This window comes from Aquiflexum balticum DSM 16537 (assembly GCF_900176595.1).
GTDB lineage: Bacteria > Bacteroidota > Bacteroidia > Cytophagales > Cyclobacteriaceae > Aquiflexum > Aquiflexum balticum.
This window is the reverse complement of record NZ_LT838813.1, coordinates 4,735,249-4,748,469: the sequence shown is the minus strand read 5'-3', so window position 1 is coordinate 4,748,469 and position 13,221 is coordinate 4,735,249. Positions and strand designations below refer to the sequence as shown.

13 protein-coding genes are annotated in these 13,221 nt (G+C 39.1%); 8 read left to right on the top strand and 5 right to left on the bottom strand.

Features of this window, described 5'->3' with window-relative positions; genetic code table 11:
- Positions 1-35 precede the first annotated feature (35 nt).
- Both B9A52_RS19995 and B9A52_RS19990 read right to left on the bottom strand, forming a co-directional pair.
- A complete protein-coding gene (locus tag B9A52_RS19995; protein WP_084122211.1) occupies positions 36-2,198 on the bottom strand; it encodes a xanthine dehydrogenase family protein molybdopterin-binding subunit in 2,163 nt (720 codons plus the stop codon).
- Positions 2,199-2,200: 2 nt separating this feature from the next.
- Complete coding sequence (locus B9A52_RS19990) at positions 2,201-2,656, bottom strand: (2Fe-2S)-binding protein (protein ID WP_084122210.1); 456 nt, start codon at positions 2,654-2,656, stop codon at positions 2,201-2,203.
- A gap of 436 nt (positions 2,657-3,092) precedes the next feature.
- Between B9A52_RS19990 and B9A52_RS19985 the strand changes: the two genes are divergently transcribed.
- Genes B9A52_RS19985 through B9A52_RS19975 form a run of 3 tightly spaced genes read left to right on the top strand, consistent with a single transcriptional unit; the run spans position 3,093 to position 6,059 of the window.
- On the top strand, positions 3,093-3,794 hold the full coding sequence (locus B9A52_RS19985; protein ID WP_084123613.1) for a DUF6503 family protein: 702 nt from the start codon (positions 3,093-3,095) through the stop codon (positions 3,792-3,794).
- A 22-nt stretch (positions 3,795-3,816) separates the two neighbouring features.
- The gene (locus B9A52_RS19980) at positions 3,817-5,025 is read left to right on the top strand and encodes a bifunctional alpha/beta hydrolase/OsmC family protein (RefSeq protein WP_084122208.1); all 1,209 of its coding nucleotides are present in this window, start codon (positions 3,817-3,819) and stop codon (positions 5,023-5,025) included.
- Positions 5,022-6,059, top strand: coding sequence for a glycoside hydrolase family 113 (locus B9A52_RS19975; protein ID WP_084122206.1), 1,038 nt, complete (start codon positions 5,022-5,024; stop codon positions 6,057-6,059). Before B9A52_RS19980 ends, B9A52_RS19975 begins: the two co-directional genes overlap by 4 nt.
- Before the next feature lie 221 nt (positions 6,060-6,280).
- On the opposite strand, the gene B9A52_RS19970 is transcribed toward B9A52_RS19975, so the two are convergent.
- The 3 genes from B9A52_RS19970 to B9A52_RS19960 form a co-directional block, all read right to left on the bottom strand.
- Positions 6,281-6,952, bottom strand: a complete 672-nt coding sequence (locus tag B9A52_RS19970; protein WP_084122204.1) for a DoxX family membrane protein — start codon at positions 6,950-6,952, stop codon at positions 6,281-6,283.
- 262 nt (positions 6,953-7,214) lie between these two features.
- Entirely contained in the window at positions 7,215-8,069 is an 855-nt protein-coding gene (locus tag B9A52_RS19965) for a helix-turn-helix domain-containing protein (protein WP_084122202.1), read from the bottom strand.
- Positions 8,070-8,138: 69 nt separating this feature from the next.
- On the bottom strand, positions 8,139-8,687 hold the full coding sequence (locus B9A52_RS19960; protein ID WP_084122200.1) for a carboxymuconolactone decarboxylase family protein: 549 nt from the start codon (positions 8,685-8,687) through the stop codon (positions 8,139-8,141).
- Between the two features lie 284 nt (positions 8,688-8,971).
- On the opposite strand from B9A52_RS19960, the gene B9A52_RS19955 reads away from it, so the two are divergent.
- The 5 genes from B9A52_RS19955 (at position 8,972) to B9A52_RS19935 (ending at position 13,119) form a co-directional block, all read left to right on the top strand.
- Positions 8,972-9,889, top strand: a complete 918-nt coding sequence (locus B9A52_RS19955; RefSeq protein ID WP_084123612.1) for a patatin-like phospholipase family protein — start codon at positions 8,972-8,974, stop codon at positions 9,887-9,889.
- 527 nt (positions 9,890-10,416) lie between these two features.
- On the top strand, positions 10,417-11,031 hold the full coding sequence (locus B9A52_RS19950; RefSeq protein WP_157370233.1) for a peroxiredoxin-like family protein: 615 nt from the start codon (positions 10,417-10,419) through the stop codon (positions 11,029-11,031).
- A gap of 15 nt (positions 11,032-11,046) precedes the next feature.
- Positions 11,047-11,544, top strand: a complete 498-nt coding sequence (locus B9A52_RS19945; protein WP_172805250.1) for a DUF4833 domain-containing protein — start codon at positions 11,047-11,049, stop codon at positions 11,542-11,544.
- The gene (locus B9A52_RS19940) at positions 11,541-12,062 is read left to right on the top strand and encodes a DinB family protein (RefSeq protein WP_157370232.1); all 522 of its coding nucleotides are present in this window, start codon (positions 11,541-11,543) and stop codon (positions 12,060-12,062) included. The genes B9A52_RS19945 and B9A52_RS19940 overlap by 4 nt, the downstream gene beginning before the upstream one ends.
- Before the next feature lie 22 nt (positions 12,063-12,084).
- Complete coding sequence (locus B9A52_RS19935; RefSeq protein ID WP_084122196.1) at positions 12,085-13,119, top strand: DUF6695 family protein; 1,035 nt, start codon at positions 12,085-12,087, stop codon at positions 13,117-13,119.
- The last annotated feature ends 102 nt before the right edge of the window (positions 13,120-13,221 follow it).

Genomic DNA, 13,221 nt, shown 5'->3' with positions numbered 1-13,221 from the left:
AAGCCCTGAAAGGGCGTGATATCTAAATCATGGGACTATCCCAACAATTCCAACACCTTCTCAGGTGTAAATGGCATATGCCTTAAGCGTTTACCTGTCAGCGATGCAAAAGCATTGGATACAATCGCTCCCATGAAGGGTAAACCAGCCTCTCCAATACCTGTTGGTCTTTCGGTAGAAGGAATGATCTCAATTTCTATAAGCTCTGGAGCATCTTCCATCCGTAAAATGGGATAATCATGAAAATTACTTTGCTGGACTTCACCATTTTCAAAAGTGATGCTTTCCATCATCACACTGCTCATACCCATAACCAAAGAACCTTCCACTTGGGCTTTGGCATTGTCGGGATGGACTACGATACCGGCATCCAATGCACACCAGATTTTATGGACTTTGATTTTTCCGCTTTTTCGGTCCAGGGAAATCTCACAAACTCCCGCTGCCAATGAATCGCTACGCTCTGCAAAACCAATTCCCCTTGCTCTTCCCTCTGGGATTTTTCCTCCCCAATCGGACATTTTGGCCACTGTTTCTAAAACCTTAAGTTCCCTTGGATGATTTTTCATCAATTGACCCCTTAATTCCAGAGGATCTGTTTTCTGATCAATAGCGATTTCATCCACAAAGGTTTCGATGGCAAATTTGTTGGGTCCGTGGCCCACAGCCCTCCAATGTTTGGTCCGGACACCATGGTCAATATTTCTAACCTCAATGTGCTTGTTGGGAATGTCATAAAAAGGAATGTCTGCGCCTGAACCCAGCAGTCCGCCCCCTGTACCGACAACCACATGTTTCCATGCTTTGATCTGACCGGAAGCATCTATTCCGGCCTCCAACCTTTGAAGAGAAATCGGTCTGAAGGCACCAAACTGAATATCATCAGTTCTTGTCCAGATCAATTTCACGGGCAGGTTAACTGCTTTGGAAAGGTCTACTGCTTCCAATACAAAATCATTCATTGACCTCCTTCCAAAACCACCTCCCAAATAACAGGGATGAAGATTTACAGCATTGAAATCAATGCCAAGGTGATTGGCGATAGCTGACCTTGCCCCATCTGTGCCCTGGGTTCCTACCCAAACCTCCGCTTGGCCATCTTTGACCCAAGCCACGGCATTGAGAGGTTCCATCTGGGCATGGTAGACATAATCATTTTTATAATCTGCCCTTTTCACCTTTCTGGTATTTGGAATTTCCCGGGAGAAGTCACCTGAACTGGCAATCATATTGCCTGAATTTCCTGATTCAGCCAATATTTCATATTCTTTGTAGGCAGATTGGCTGTTATGGTTATCTGCTTTGGTTTGACCCTTCCAATTGATGTCTGCAGTATATTTTGCCAGTTGGGCAGCTTCTATGCTATTTGCGATGAAGCCTATTCCGTAATCCAATTTGACTATTTCAATGACTCCAGGTATTTTTCGTAATTCAGATTCATTATTCAGTTCAGGTTTGGTACCGTTTACAGGTGACCTGTTGATCATGCCATAGACCATGTTGGGGACTTGGATATCTATGGAATAGATAGCTGATCCATTGACCTTTTCAGGGATATCATACCTTTGGAAATCTTTGCCGATCAACCTGAACTCAGATACTTTCTTCAATTTATTAGTAGGTATTTCAGGAATTTCCTCTGGAAATTTCGCAAAGGAAGCAATCTCTCCGTAGGCTATTTTTTTGCCTGTTTTGGGATGAATGACCATACCCGGTTGAGTTTCCAATTCGTCAATATTTACTCCCCACTTTTCTGCGACATTGCTCATCAGTACAAATCTGACCTGTGCCCCTGATTGTCTGAGGTTTTCAAAATGACCACTCACAGACCTACTGCCTACAGTCAACATGCTTCCGCCTCTTCCACCGCCTCCCCAAGGGATGCCGTAGATTTTAGGTTCAACAGGCGAATGCTCGATTTTCACTTTTGACCAATCCGCATCCATTTCTTCAGCGATAATGGCCGGCAATGCAGTCATCGTTCCTTGTCCCATTTCTGCAGCTGGGTTATAAATGGTGACTGTCCCGTCGGTGCTTAAATGCACCCAAGCTGAGATTTGAAAATTATTCGCCGCGGATTCTTCCTTTTTCCATACAAAAGAGGGGATCCCTATTCCAGCAACCAAAAAAGTCAATCCACCACTTCTTTTCAGGAATTTCCTCCTTGAAATCACATTTTCTTTCAATTCATTTTCCATAATCAGCTATTTTGGATTGTTTTTTCTATGGCTTTCATTATTCTGGTGTAGGTCCCGCACCTGCACAAAATGGGATTCATGTGCTTGATGATTTCTTCCCGGTTGGGTTTCGGGGTTTTCTTTAACAAGGCAGCCGCCTGCATAATCTGACCGGAATGACAATAACCACATTGAGGCACTTGTTCAGAAATCCATGATTGCTGTAAAGGATGGGAATTATCATCAGAAAGACCTTCAATGGTAGTGACCTCTTTGCCTTCTACGGCTGACAGAGGCAGGACACAGGCTTTCACAGGATTGCCATCCAGATGAATCGTGCAGGCACCACATTGGGAGATTCCACAGCCATATTTGGTTCCTGTCAGTTGAAGTCTTTCCCGCAAGGTCCAGAGCAGATTTGCATCTGATGCAGCGGTGACTTCAACTTTTTTTCCATTAAGTATAAATGAAGTAGTCATAAGTAAAATCTATTATGAAGCGCTTATAATTTAATTAAAAAAAACAAAAGAACCTTAGTATTCAGGTGTTTTGTCATTGCGAGTCCCCTAAACTATTTAAAATGTTCAGAATGGGTAATGACATTGAGGTCATTTTAATTTGGCCTCGGCAAGCTCGGCCACCGGGATCGTCTTGTTAGAAGGTGGGGTGGGAAAAGCGGCGCCGCCGCTTTTCCCACCCCACCTATATTAACCAAATTCTACGTTCCCTGATTCCGATAGCTATCGGAACGAGGGGCAATTTCTAATTCTGTCATTATGAAGACACTAAGTTTGGGCCCCGATCAGTAAATATGGAGCGGAAATCATTAATTTTGATTTTGTAAACAAAAACCATCGAATGAAAAATCTATCCATTTTGAAGTTATTGCCTTATGCAGCAGTCGTTTTTTTACTCATGCTCCAATCCTGCGAAACGAAATCTGAAGCGCAGAAAATAGTGGACCAGTCTATTGCCGCCCATGGAGGCAAATTATTTGAGAAGGCTAAAATCAATTTTGATTTCCGGGACAGAAATTATCAGATTTTCAAATCTCCAAATAGCTTTGAATATATCCGGGAATTCACTGATTCTACAGGAATGGTGAAAGATGTCCTGAACAATGAGGGTTTCCAAAGAACTATAAACGGTGAGAAAGTTCAGTTAACAGAAGAACGAACCGGCGCCTTCAGCAGATCGGTCAATTCTGTTGCTTATTTCGCCTTTTTGCCTTATGGACTCAATGATCCCGCAGTATTTAAAACATACTTGGGAGAGGATGAAATCGACGGGAAAACTTTCCATTTGGTGAAAGTCACTTTTTCAGAAGATGGAGGCGGGGAGGATTTTGATGATATCTTCCTGTATTGGTTTGACAAAGAGACTTTTTTAATTGATTACTTGGCCTATTCTTACCATACCGATGGGGGAGGTGTCCGTTTCAGAAAAGCCATTCGACAACACAATGTCAATGGTTTGATTTTCAAGGATTATGAAAATTATAAGCCCGAAAACAAAAACACACCTGTTGACCAGATGGGCAATTTGTATAAAGAAGGAAAATTGGAATTGCTATCTGAGATTCTTTTGGAAAATATCCAGGTAGAATTGATCAAATAAATTAACCATAAACCAAAGAGCCATGAAAATTGAAAGATTGAATTTCAAAAATAAAGGTGGCTATGAACTGTCAGCCCGGCTTTATCTTCCTTTGGATGAACCGCCCAGGTTTTATGCGATTTTTGCACATTGCTTTACCTGTTCCAAGAATTTCAAGGCTGTCAGCAATATCAGCAATACGCTTTCCCAATTGGGAATTGCAGTCCTAAGTTTTGATTTTACCGGCTTGGGCAGTTCTGAAGGAGACTTTGAAGAAACCGGTTTTTCCTCCAATGTTGATGATTTGCTTGCTGCTGCTGATTTTTTAGAAAAAAAATACGAAGCCCCAAAATTACTTATCGGCCATTCTTTGGGCGGTTCGGCTGTGATATTTGCAGCAGCTGAACTCGATTATGTGGAAGCAGTGGTCACTATTGGTTCCCCAGCGAATCCCAAACATGTCAAAAAACTCTTTGAATCTGATATAGCAACCATAAAGGAAGAAGGTTCTGCCAAGGTAAATATCGGAGGGAGGAGTTTCAGGATCAAAAATGATTTTGTAGAGGATTTGGAAAGCAAAAATCTGCCTGATTTAATTTCAAAAATGAGGAAAGCCTTTTTATTTCTTCATTCCCCACAGGATCAAATTGTGGATATATCCAATGCAGCCGAACTCTATCAAAATGCCCATCATCCCAAAAGTTTCGTTTCTTTGGATGGAGCCGATCATTTATTATCAGATGAAATTGAAAGTAAATATGCCGGTGAGTTAATAAGTACTTGGTCCAAAAAATACCTGCCAATTGAAATAAAAGAAAATGACATCAAGGGGCATCAGGTAAAAGTCAGACTTTTTGGTGAAAGTTATACTTCCGAGATCAAAACCCCATACCATCACCTATTAGCAGATGAACCCAAAGATGTGGGCGGAGCAAACCTTGGACCAACGCCTTATGATCTTTTGATGGCTTCTCTTGGCGCATGTACAGTCATGACATTGAAAATGTACACCCAAAGGAAAGGGTGGGACCTGAAAGAAATTATAGTGTATCTTGATCATGATAAGGTTCACAAAGAAGATTCCGAGGATTTTGAAAAAAAAGCTTCAAAAGTGAGCAGATTTACCAGGAATCTTGAAATAAAAGGAGATCTTGATAATGAGAAGAAAGAAAAACTTTTGGAAATTGCCAATAAATGTCCTGTCCACAGGACCTTACATGAAGATATCATCATTGAGACCAAATTCAAATGAAAAAAACCTTCCTTTTGGGATTTTTGATTTTATTGGTTTTTGCAATTTGGACTTACCAAAACCAAGCTGCAGAGAATGGTCCTGCTATTAAGATTTTGGACAAGCAAAAAGGAGTTTGCTGGGTAGGAAGTCCAAAGCCATTGGAAGGCTGGGAATTGGATGTGCTGGGCAGCTTTGGGGTATCCCATATTTCGCAGACTCCCTTTGGATGGCAATCTGACCCCAATCTTCCGGAGATCAAATGGGAAAAACACACAGACAGGATGTGGTGGGGCGAATCCCTCACAGGGGTGGAATTTACTACCGCATCGGCCCGTGAAAAAGGAATTGAATCTATCCTTAAGCCCCATCTTTGGGTAAGGGGACAATGGCCCGGTGCCATAGAAATGCGCTCGGAAAAAGACTGGGCAGAATGGTTTGGACAGTACGCTGAATTTATCCTTTACTATGCCCAATATGCCGAATCCCATCAGATTCCCATATTGTGTATCGGAACGGAATTGGAGCTGACTTCCGGAAAAGAAAAGGAATGGAGAGACCTGATTGGTCAAATCAGGGATGTTTTTGGTGGAGAGCTGACCTATGCGGCAAATTTTACTGAGTACGAAAAAATCAGATTTTGGGACGCTTTGGATTATATTGGAATCCAGGCCTATTTCCCATTGGCTGACAAAAACAATCCTGATGTAGGATCTTTGAAAAACGGCTGGAATAGAAGAATCAAAGAAATCGAAAAAGTACAGAAGAAATTCAACAAACCTGTCATCTTTACCGAAATCGGATATTGCAACACTGAAGATGCCGCCATCGAGCCTTGGGTTTGGCCCAATGAACGCAAAGAAGTAGCTTTATCAGAAGATGTTCAGGCTGCCTGCTATCAGGCCTTTTTTGAAACCGCCTGGCAAATGGATTGGTTGGCAGGTGCCTATTTTTGGAAATGGTACCCCCAGCCCAGAGACAGGGATCCTGATTTTACCCCTCAAAATAAAAAAGCGCAGGAGGTGATGAGGAGTTTTTATACTGCTGGGTTTTGATTTTGTTGGTGGTATGTGTTTTTGATGGATGACGGATGTCCGATGACGGATGACCGATGAAGGATGACGGAGGTCTGATGTGGGAATATACTCGTTCGTCATGTTGAGCGTAGCGAAACATCTCTTCTTTTGGCTTTTTCTAAGATTGGTGACATAAGGCAGAAATTCATTCTTCAATTAAATAAAGTAGAAAGCTGCTTTTATTCCGGCAGGCTTTCTGCCTACCTCTTATTGGCTTTAAAACCCAATATGAAAGCAACAATCAAACAAACCAATCCAATCCCTACCAAAAATATTTCTGTTCCCAAGGGCAATTTTAGACCTCTTGTCATGCCAAAAAACAGCATACCGGAGACATATCCGATACCGTAAACGATTTTTTCAAAAAAACTCAACTCTACTGATTTTAACCCGTTACCTTCTTTTTGATAAAGAACCGGAACAGGATCAAAAAACAACACCCTTAATTTCCCCCATTCCCAAAAGCAAAGCCAAAGGCAGCCCAATACCATCATGAAAGCCAAATAGGCCGTATTTCCAAACCCTACTCCGATAGTAATGAACAGAATATTCAACATAATCCCGGTGAAAAGGATGCTGCCAAGAGCCAATGTCCTGTTGAACATCACCAGAATACCTGCCAAAACCTGCATTCCCCCAAGAAACTGCCAATAAACTCCTGTAGAAAGCAGCATATCAAAAAAGACACCTATAGGACTTGAACTTCCCAGATTTGAAAAAGGCAAACCGAAAAGCTTCACCAAACCAGTAGGAATAAATCCCATGGATAATAGAAACCGCAAGCCAAGTGTCCCCCTGTGCAACCAGGAATTTTGTCTTGCTCTTCGAGAAAAAGAAAGAAGCGAGTAATCAGGTTTGGATATTTCGTTCATTTTTTTATAAAATAAAATCTGCCTTTGTTATTGATAAAATGATTAATTAAATGTTACAATATCACTATTTTTTATTTTCAAAATTGAATTGGAAGTAAGGGATTCTCTTATTGGATGACCTCAAATCCTTTAATTTAATGGAAAAGAAAAAAATAGACTGGTATTTAAGTTTAAATTTAACCGGTATGGACAAAACCAAAATCTGGTTCCTCGAAAATTTAAAATGCCCTCCAGTCCAAAAATCAAATTCCTCCTCTTGATTTTATGCCATTTGACCAAGGGAAGGATTTTTTGCCCGAAATTCCTGTGGATACATCCCTGTCATTTTCTTAAAAAATTTACTGAACTGTGCATAGTCCTCATATCCCAATTCATATCCAATGGATTTGATGGGGCTTTCAGTATAGATAAGTAATCTTTTGGCTTCTACTACAATCCTCTCATGAATTACCTGAAGGGGTGATAATTTACTGACTTTGGTAAAGATATTTGCAATGGTTTTTGGTGATTTATGCATAAGTTCCGCATAATCGCCTACGGTTTTCTTACCCTTGAAATGCTCCTCTACCAAGCTGTTGAATTGCCTGACTATATCCACTTCTTCAGTTTTGGAATTTTCTTTTAGTAATTGTTTCCGTGCCATTCGGGTAGCCCTGATAATAAACCGTTTTAATAAAATCCTCAGCATTTCTTCCTGATTGTTGTCGGATATTTTGAATTCCTTTCTTAACACTTCTATTAAAGTACCCAAACTTTCAATCTCTTCCTCATCGAGTTGGAGTATTGGAGTGTAGTCAGACCCAAAAAACAATAGCCCATTACAGGAAACTTCCCTATCATAGGTGTGGATGCAATAAAACTCCCGATTGAAGAATAGGAGTGTAATTTTGTTGTTCTGCTTTGGAATGCTGATGTCCTGATTGTAAGTGCAACAAAGAAGCTGATTGGCCTTCAAAATGAGTTTTATGCCATCAACTTCAATTTCCAGATCCTTGGAATCCCTATTCCAGATAAATTTCAGATGGCGGTTGGCATATTGGAAAGCTTCTTCCATGTCCATTTCATCAGAAAGGATAAAGTTTGCTGAAATACCTGGATGTTTATATTGGTGAATCATATTGCGGAATTTAATTACAAAAAGCCATTCCCAAAGGAAATGGCTTTTTAAATTAGTTAAACCAAACTATTAACTCAACTCTACAGCTCTTGGGAAGTCAATTTCAATCCCTGTCACATTGTGAAGCAAATTAGTTGTGGTTTTTTCCCCAATTGCGACAATCAGATCAACCAGGTTTTCTTTGGTATACCCGGCATCGAAGAAAATTTCCAAGACCTCATCCTCTATTCTCCCCTTTTTTAGGGTGATGGCTTTTGCAGTTTTGACCAATGCATCAAATTTCTCATTGAATGGAGCTTCTCCTTTTCTTAGCGATATGACCTGTTCATCTGTAAAGCCGTTCATCTTTCCTATAGCTGTGTGAGCGGCCTGGCAGTATTCGCAGCCATTCACTTGGGAAACGACCAAATTGATGACTTCTTTTTCTTTGTTGTTGAAGGTTGTTTTACCATTGGCAAAGGTAGTATACCTTTCCAGGGCATTTTCTGAGTAGGCATATGTAGCAAAAATGTTGGGTATAAATCCAACCTGATTTTTGATGGCTGTCAATATTCCTTTGTTTTTTTCTGATACTTCCTCTAGGGTAGGAACTTTAAAACTCAATGTTTCAGTATTCATAATTTTTTTGTTTTTGTTTATGCTACAAAGGTGGATCAAATAGGAAGGCCCCTAAATGGCAATTGTACCCTTTGATATGTCAATTTTTCCCATCAGGAAAATTATATTGGAATTATTTGTTTGATGCAGCTTTACAAAACTAAAATTTCTGAAAGTGGGGATTGGTCTTTCAGCCGACAGAAATCAAATAAACGAGATTGAAAATTGAAACTTTACGTAGTTTTTCTTCCGTTTTTCCACAGATAAAAATATCTTCCTCCCTGAATATTCAAAACCGGAAAAATATGTTTCCTACAAAAGCATTGGTCATATCGGGGGGAGGCAGCAAAGGTGCCTTTGCCGGAGGGATAGCTGAGTTTTTGATCCGTGACTGCGGGAATCAATATGGATTATTTTTAGGAACTTCCACAGGGAGTTTATTGGTACCTCTGCTTTCTATTGGAGAAATAGATAAAATAAAAGGAATTTATACCTCCGTCAATCAGCATCAGATTTTCAGTACTTGTCCGCTGATCATTTCGAAGAAAGACGGTATTTATAAAACCAGGATCAACCATTTTGGGATTATCAAAATGTTTATCAAAAGGAAAAAAACTTTTGGTGAAAGTCTTAGTTTACGGAAACTCATTAAGGAAATCATACATCCAGATGATTTTGAAAAAATGAGAAACAATCCGGCCGATGTTTTGGTGACTTTGTCCAATCTCAGTACCAATATGGTGGAATACAAAAGGTTAAAAGATTACAGCTATGATGATTTTTGTGACTGGATCTGGGGTTCTTCTAATTTTGTTCCTTTTATGAGCTTGTTGGAAAAAAATGGCTTTGAGTATGCAGACGGAGGATTTGCAGATTTGGTACCCTTGTCTGAAGCCATCTATAGAGGAGCAGAAGAAATTGATGTAATTATACTCAAAACAGAACAAATCATTCAGTCAAAAAAGCCTATCAAAAACGCGCTGGAGCTTACAGTTCGTACTTTTGATTTTATGTTGGATCAGATTTCCAATGATGACATTACCATTGGGCGACTTGAAGGCATAAGAAGGCAAGTGAAAATCAATTTTTACAGACCCCCAAAAAGACTTACGGATAATTCACTTGTTTTTGATCCCGAGCAAATGAAACAGTGGTGGGCTGAAGGTTATGCATATGCCAAGACCCATAATCCCGAATGTAAATGCATTGAAGTTGGGATATAAGTTCTTTTCAAAAAAAAGAAGTTTAATAATTTAAATGGAAACCAGGTTTTACCGGAGATAACTTTTTGGTTAAACAAATTTTAACTTTTGTCATTTTGACGACATCTTTGGATTTTTTAACATGGTATTTTGGACTCACATACTGGCACCCGTCAAAACCCATTGAAGAGCTGACTGAAAAAGAAGGATTTGAAGGCCTTTAATGAATCATGGGTTCAATGGGAAGAACAGATTTTGAAAAACCAATCTTGGGAAAAGGAAAAAAAATGTTCCGATTTGAAAAATGCCCAAATCATAAAGTGAAATGATTGAAAATCATTCTCTTGTGTTGTGCCAAGGAAAATTTAATGTGAAAAATATACAGCAATTATTATGGTTGAATTTAACATTCTATTAAAAAATTGGTCCAAAAACAAATTCAGGTGTTACCCTTCACCTTTGCCAAAGCTGATGGGTTTTTGTTTGGCCTTTTCCCCCTTTTATGATCCGGTGGAAATTTGTTATCCTTAAACTAAAAGCGAAAAATCATGAAATTTATCTCCATGGCAATATTCAGTTTTTTCCTAATGGGAAATCTTTGGGCTCAGGACAAGAATACCAAGTCAGTGAAAGAAGCAAAAGGACTGGAGGTTGGCGCAACAGTTCCCTCATTTGAAGCGATTGACCAAAACGGCAAAACACAAAAACTTGATGACCTTCTCAAAGAGGGGCCGGTAGTTCTTGTTTTTTACCGGGGACAATGGTGCCCCATTTGTAACAGACATTTAAGTGCCCTGAATGATAGTTTGAATGCGATTTATGAGAAAGGGGCAAAGGTTGTTGCCATATCACCTGAGCGACCTGAATACATCCGCCAAACCATAGAAAAAACAAATGCCGGATTTACCCTTTTGTATGATGAAGGCTATAGAATTTCAGAAAGTTTCGATGTTGCTTTTTTACCTGATTTTGCAACCAGGGCGTCTTACAATACAGCCTTGAAGGCCGATCTTAAAGATGCCCATTCAGATGATAGTCAGCGGTTACCCATACCTGCTACCTTCATTATCAATCAGGATAAAAAAGTGGTCTGGAGACATTTTGATCCAAACTATCGGAACAGGGCATCTGTAAATGATATTTTAATGGTTTTATCCAGGTAAGCTATAGGTTTGTTGGTGTTGATATTGAATTTGGTTCTTTGGCAGATTCCGGATACTATTCCAGAGGCAAACCAACATCTTTTTTTCATTGAGCGGAGTAAAGATTCAAATGTTATATACTATGATCTCAATCAAGATGATTTAGGTAAGCTGGATAAGGATAATCCCATTCAGATTTATTGGATTAAAAATGAGAAGGGTGGAAAAAAAGAATCCTTGACCTGGATACAAAACAAATATGCATACGGGTTAAAATTTTTAAAAAAAGATGCAGAGGAAGTTGTTTTCCAATTTGCCCCATATGATAAAAAGGTTTTTGTATTGAAGAAAGATTATTCAGGTGTTTTTAGAATTTTTTCTGATACTTCTCAAGAAGAGATGTATCTGGAGAAAATTTTCATACAAATAGACGGAGGAACCTTTTGGTTTCCCAAGATTTCCTACGTCAGTCTTCAAGGAAAATGCCCTAAAATCGGAAAAGAAAAAACAGAAATAATAAAACCACAGCTATGAAAAATTATTGTATTCAAAATTTATTGCAGATCAAGGAGCTGATTTGTAATATGAAAGTAGAGGATTTCTCCAAAAAACTTGAAATCCTTTCCGGGTCTTCAATTGGCCAACATCTTAGACATATACTGGAATTGTACCAGTGTCTTTTGGATGGCGCTTTTGAAAACGAAGTCAATTACGACAATAGAAAAAGGAATTTAAGATTGGAAACTGACCCTGAGTTTGCATTGACAACCATCGAGGAAATATCGGAAAAGATATTTAATCTGGATGGGGATAAGTACTTAAATATGTTGGGGGCTTTTTCCGCTCATTCAGAAAAAAAAATAGCAATCAAAACATCAATTTATCGTGAACTCGCATATAATTTGGAGCATAGTATCCATCATCAGGCCCTAATTAAAATAGGATTATCCGCATTGGGTCTTTCAAATCTTGTGGATATTGATTTCGGAGTAGCCCCTGCGACCATTAAGTATAAAAACTCCCAAAAAATTCAAACTCCTGTTTCTTATTAATAAAAATAAAAAAAATGAAATTATGGATCGGCACAGGTATAGACCAAAAGACTTTGCAATCGTTTTGGCATGGCCACAGACTTGGTGTAAGCAACCGGGGAGTTGGTATGACAATTTGATGGCATACTTTGGAGTAAGTAAGGGCCATTATTATGAGGTTGGACATGCGGCAGTTGTTCTGATTGAGGGAAAAACGGGCAGATGTCAATATTTTGATTTCGGTAGATACCATGCACCTTATCAGTTTGGAAGGGTTAGAGGAGAACTGACTGACCCGGAATTGGAAATCAGGCAACCTGCAAAATTTGATAAAAACGGTGAAATAGCAAATTTGAAGTACATACTGGAGGAACTTTCCAAAAGAGAAGCCTGTCATGGACAGGGTAAATTATTTGCTTCCGTTTGTCAGATCAATTTCAGGAAAGCTTATCAAAAGGCGTTGGAAATGCAGGAATCATCACCTCTTCCATATGGGCCTTTTGCCATAAAAGGCAGTAATTGCTCCAGGTTTGTCAACGAGGTAGTAAAAGCCGGCCAACCTGGAATAGGTATATATTTGAAATTGAATTTTCCAAAAAGTTTTACACCTACTCCTTTGGGAAATGTGAAATCTGCCGGAAAAGTCATCACTGTTGGTAATGATGATTTTCAGTCACCACCCAAATGTAATTTACTCCATCAGGTGTTGGAAGCACCTCAAAGATATGCCGCTATACCAAGTTCGGCAAAATGGTTGGCTGGGGAGGGTGCTGGGTCCTGGTATGATATCAAACCAATCGGTTCTTTTTTTTATTGCAGGAGGTTTGATGAAAAGGGGAGAATCGAGTTCTCTTCAGTCTATGAAATAGAAGGTAAAGAATTCATACATCTTCATAATGGTTTTTCTTTCGGCTATCCAAGCCATTTTCAAAGAATTACTTTAATTCAGAAAAATAAAATATTTGTATTGAAAAATATTGGACCATTGGGCGATGACTTATTTCAGAAAGTACATTGTAAGGTCTACCCAAAAATTGAGCTCGATTTTATCGAAAATATGACTCTCTCATCCAACTGAATTAATTTTAATTCTACATCTTTTGACAACTCACCTAAGGAATCAAACTCATTAATTCTTTTAAAAAATATATAATCAAAATTTTTCTTTATCAATGATTCA

Bases quoted from the DNA above. Each gene is read 5' to 3' on its own strand.
- B9A52_RS19960 (WP_084122200.1), bottom strand. From the start codon at position 8,687: ATGAATACTGAAACATTGAGTTTTAAAGTTCCTACCCTAGAGGAAGTA.
- B9A52_RS19940 (WP_157370232.1), top strand. From the start codon at position 11,541: ATGAAAAATTATTGTATTCAAAATTTATTGCAGATCAAGGAGCTGATT.
- B9A52_RS19935 (WP_084122196.1), top strand. From the start codon at position 12,085: ATGGATCGGCACAGGTATAGACCAAAAGACTTTGCAATCGTTTTGGCA.
- B9A52_RS19970 (WP_084122204.1), bottom strand. From the start codon at position 6,952: ATGAACGAAATATCCAAACCTGATTACTCGCTTCTTTCTTTTTCTCGA.
- B9A52_RS19980 (WP_084122208.1), top strand. From the start codon at position 3,817: ATGAAAATTGAAAGATTGAATTTCAAAAATAAAGGTGGCTATGAACTG.
- B9A52_RS19995 (WP_084122211.1), bottom strand. From the start codon at position 2,198: ATGGAAAATGAATTGAAAGAAAATGTGATTTCAAGGAGGAAATTCCTG.
- B9A52_RS19955 (WP_084123612.1), top strand. From the start codon at position 8,972: ATGTTTCCTACAAAAGCATTGGTCATATCGGGGGGAGGCAGCAAAGGT.
- B9A52_RS19975 (WP_084122206.1), top strand. From the start codon at position 5,022: ATGAAAAAAACCTTCCTTTTGGGATTTTTGATTTTATTGGTTTTTGCA.
- B9A52_RS19990 (WP_084122210.1), bottom strand. From the start codon at position 2,656: ATGACTACTTCATTTATACTTAATGGAAAAAAAGTTGAAGTCACCGCT.
- B9A52_RS19965 (WP_084122202.1), bottom strand. From the start codon at position 8,069: ATGATTCACCAATATAAACATCCAGGTATTTCAGCAAACTTTATCCTT.
- B9A52_RS19985 (WP_084123613.1), top strand. From the start codon at position 3,093: ATGCTCCAATCCTGCGAAACGAAATCTGAAGCGCAGAAAATAGTGGAC.
- B9A52_RS19950 (WP_157370233.1), top strand. From the start codon at position 10,417: ATGAAATTTATCTCCATGGCAATATTCAGTTTTTTCCTAATGGGAAAT.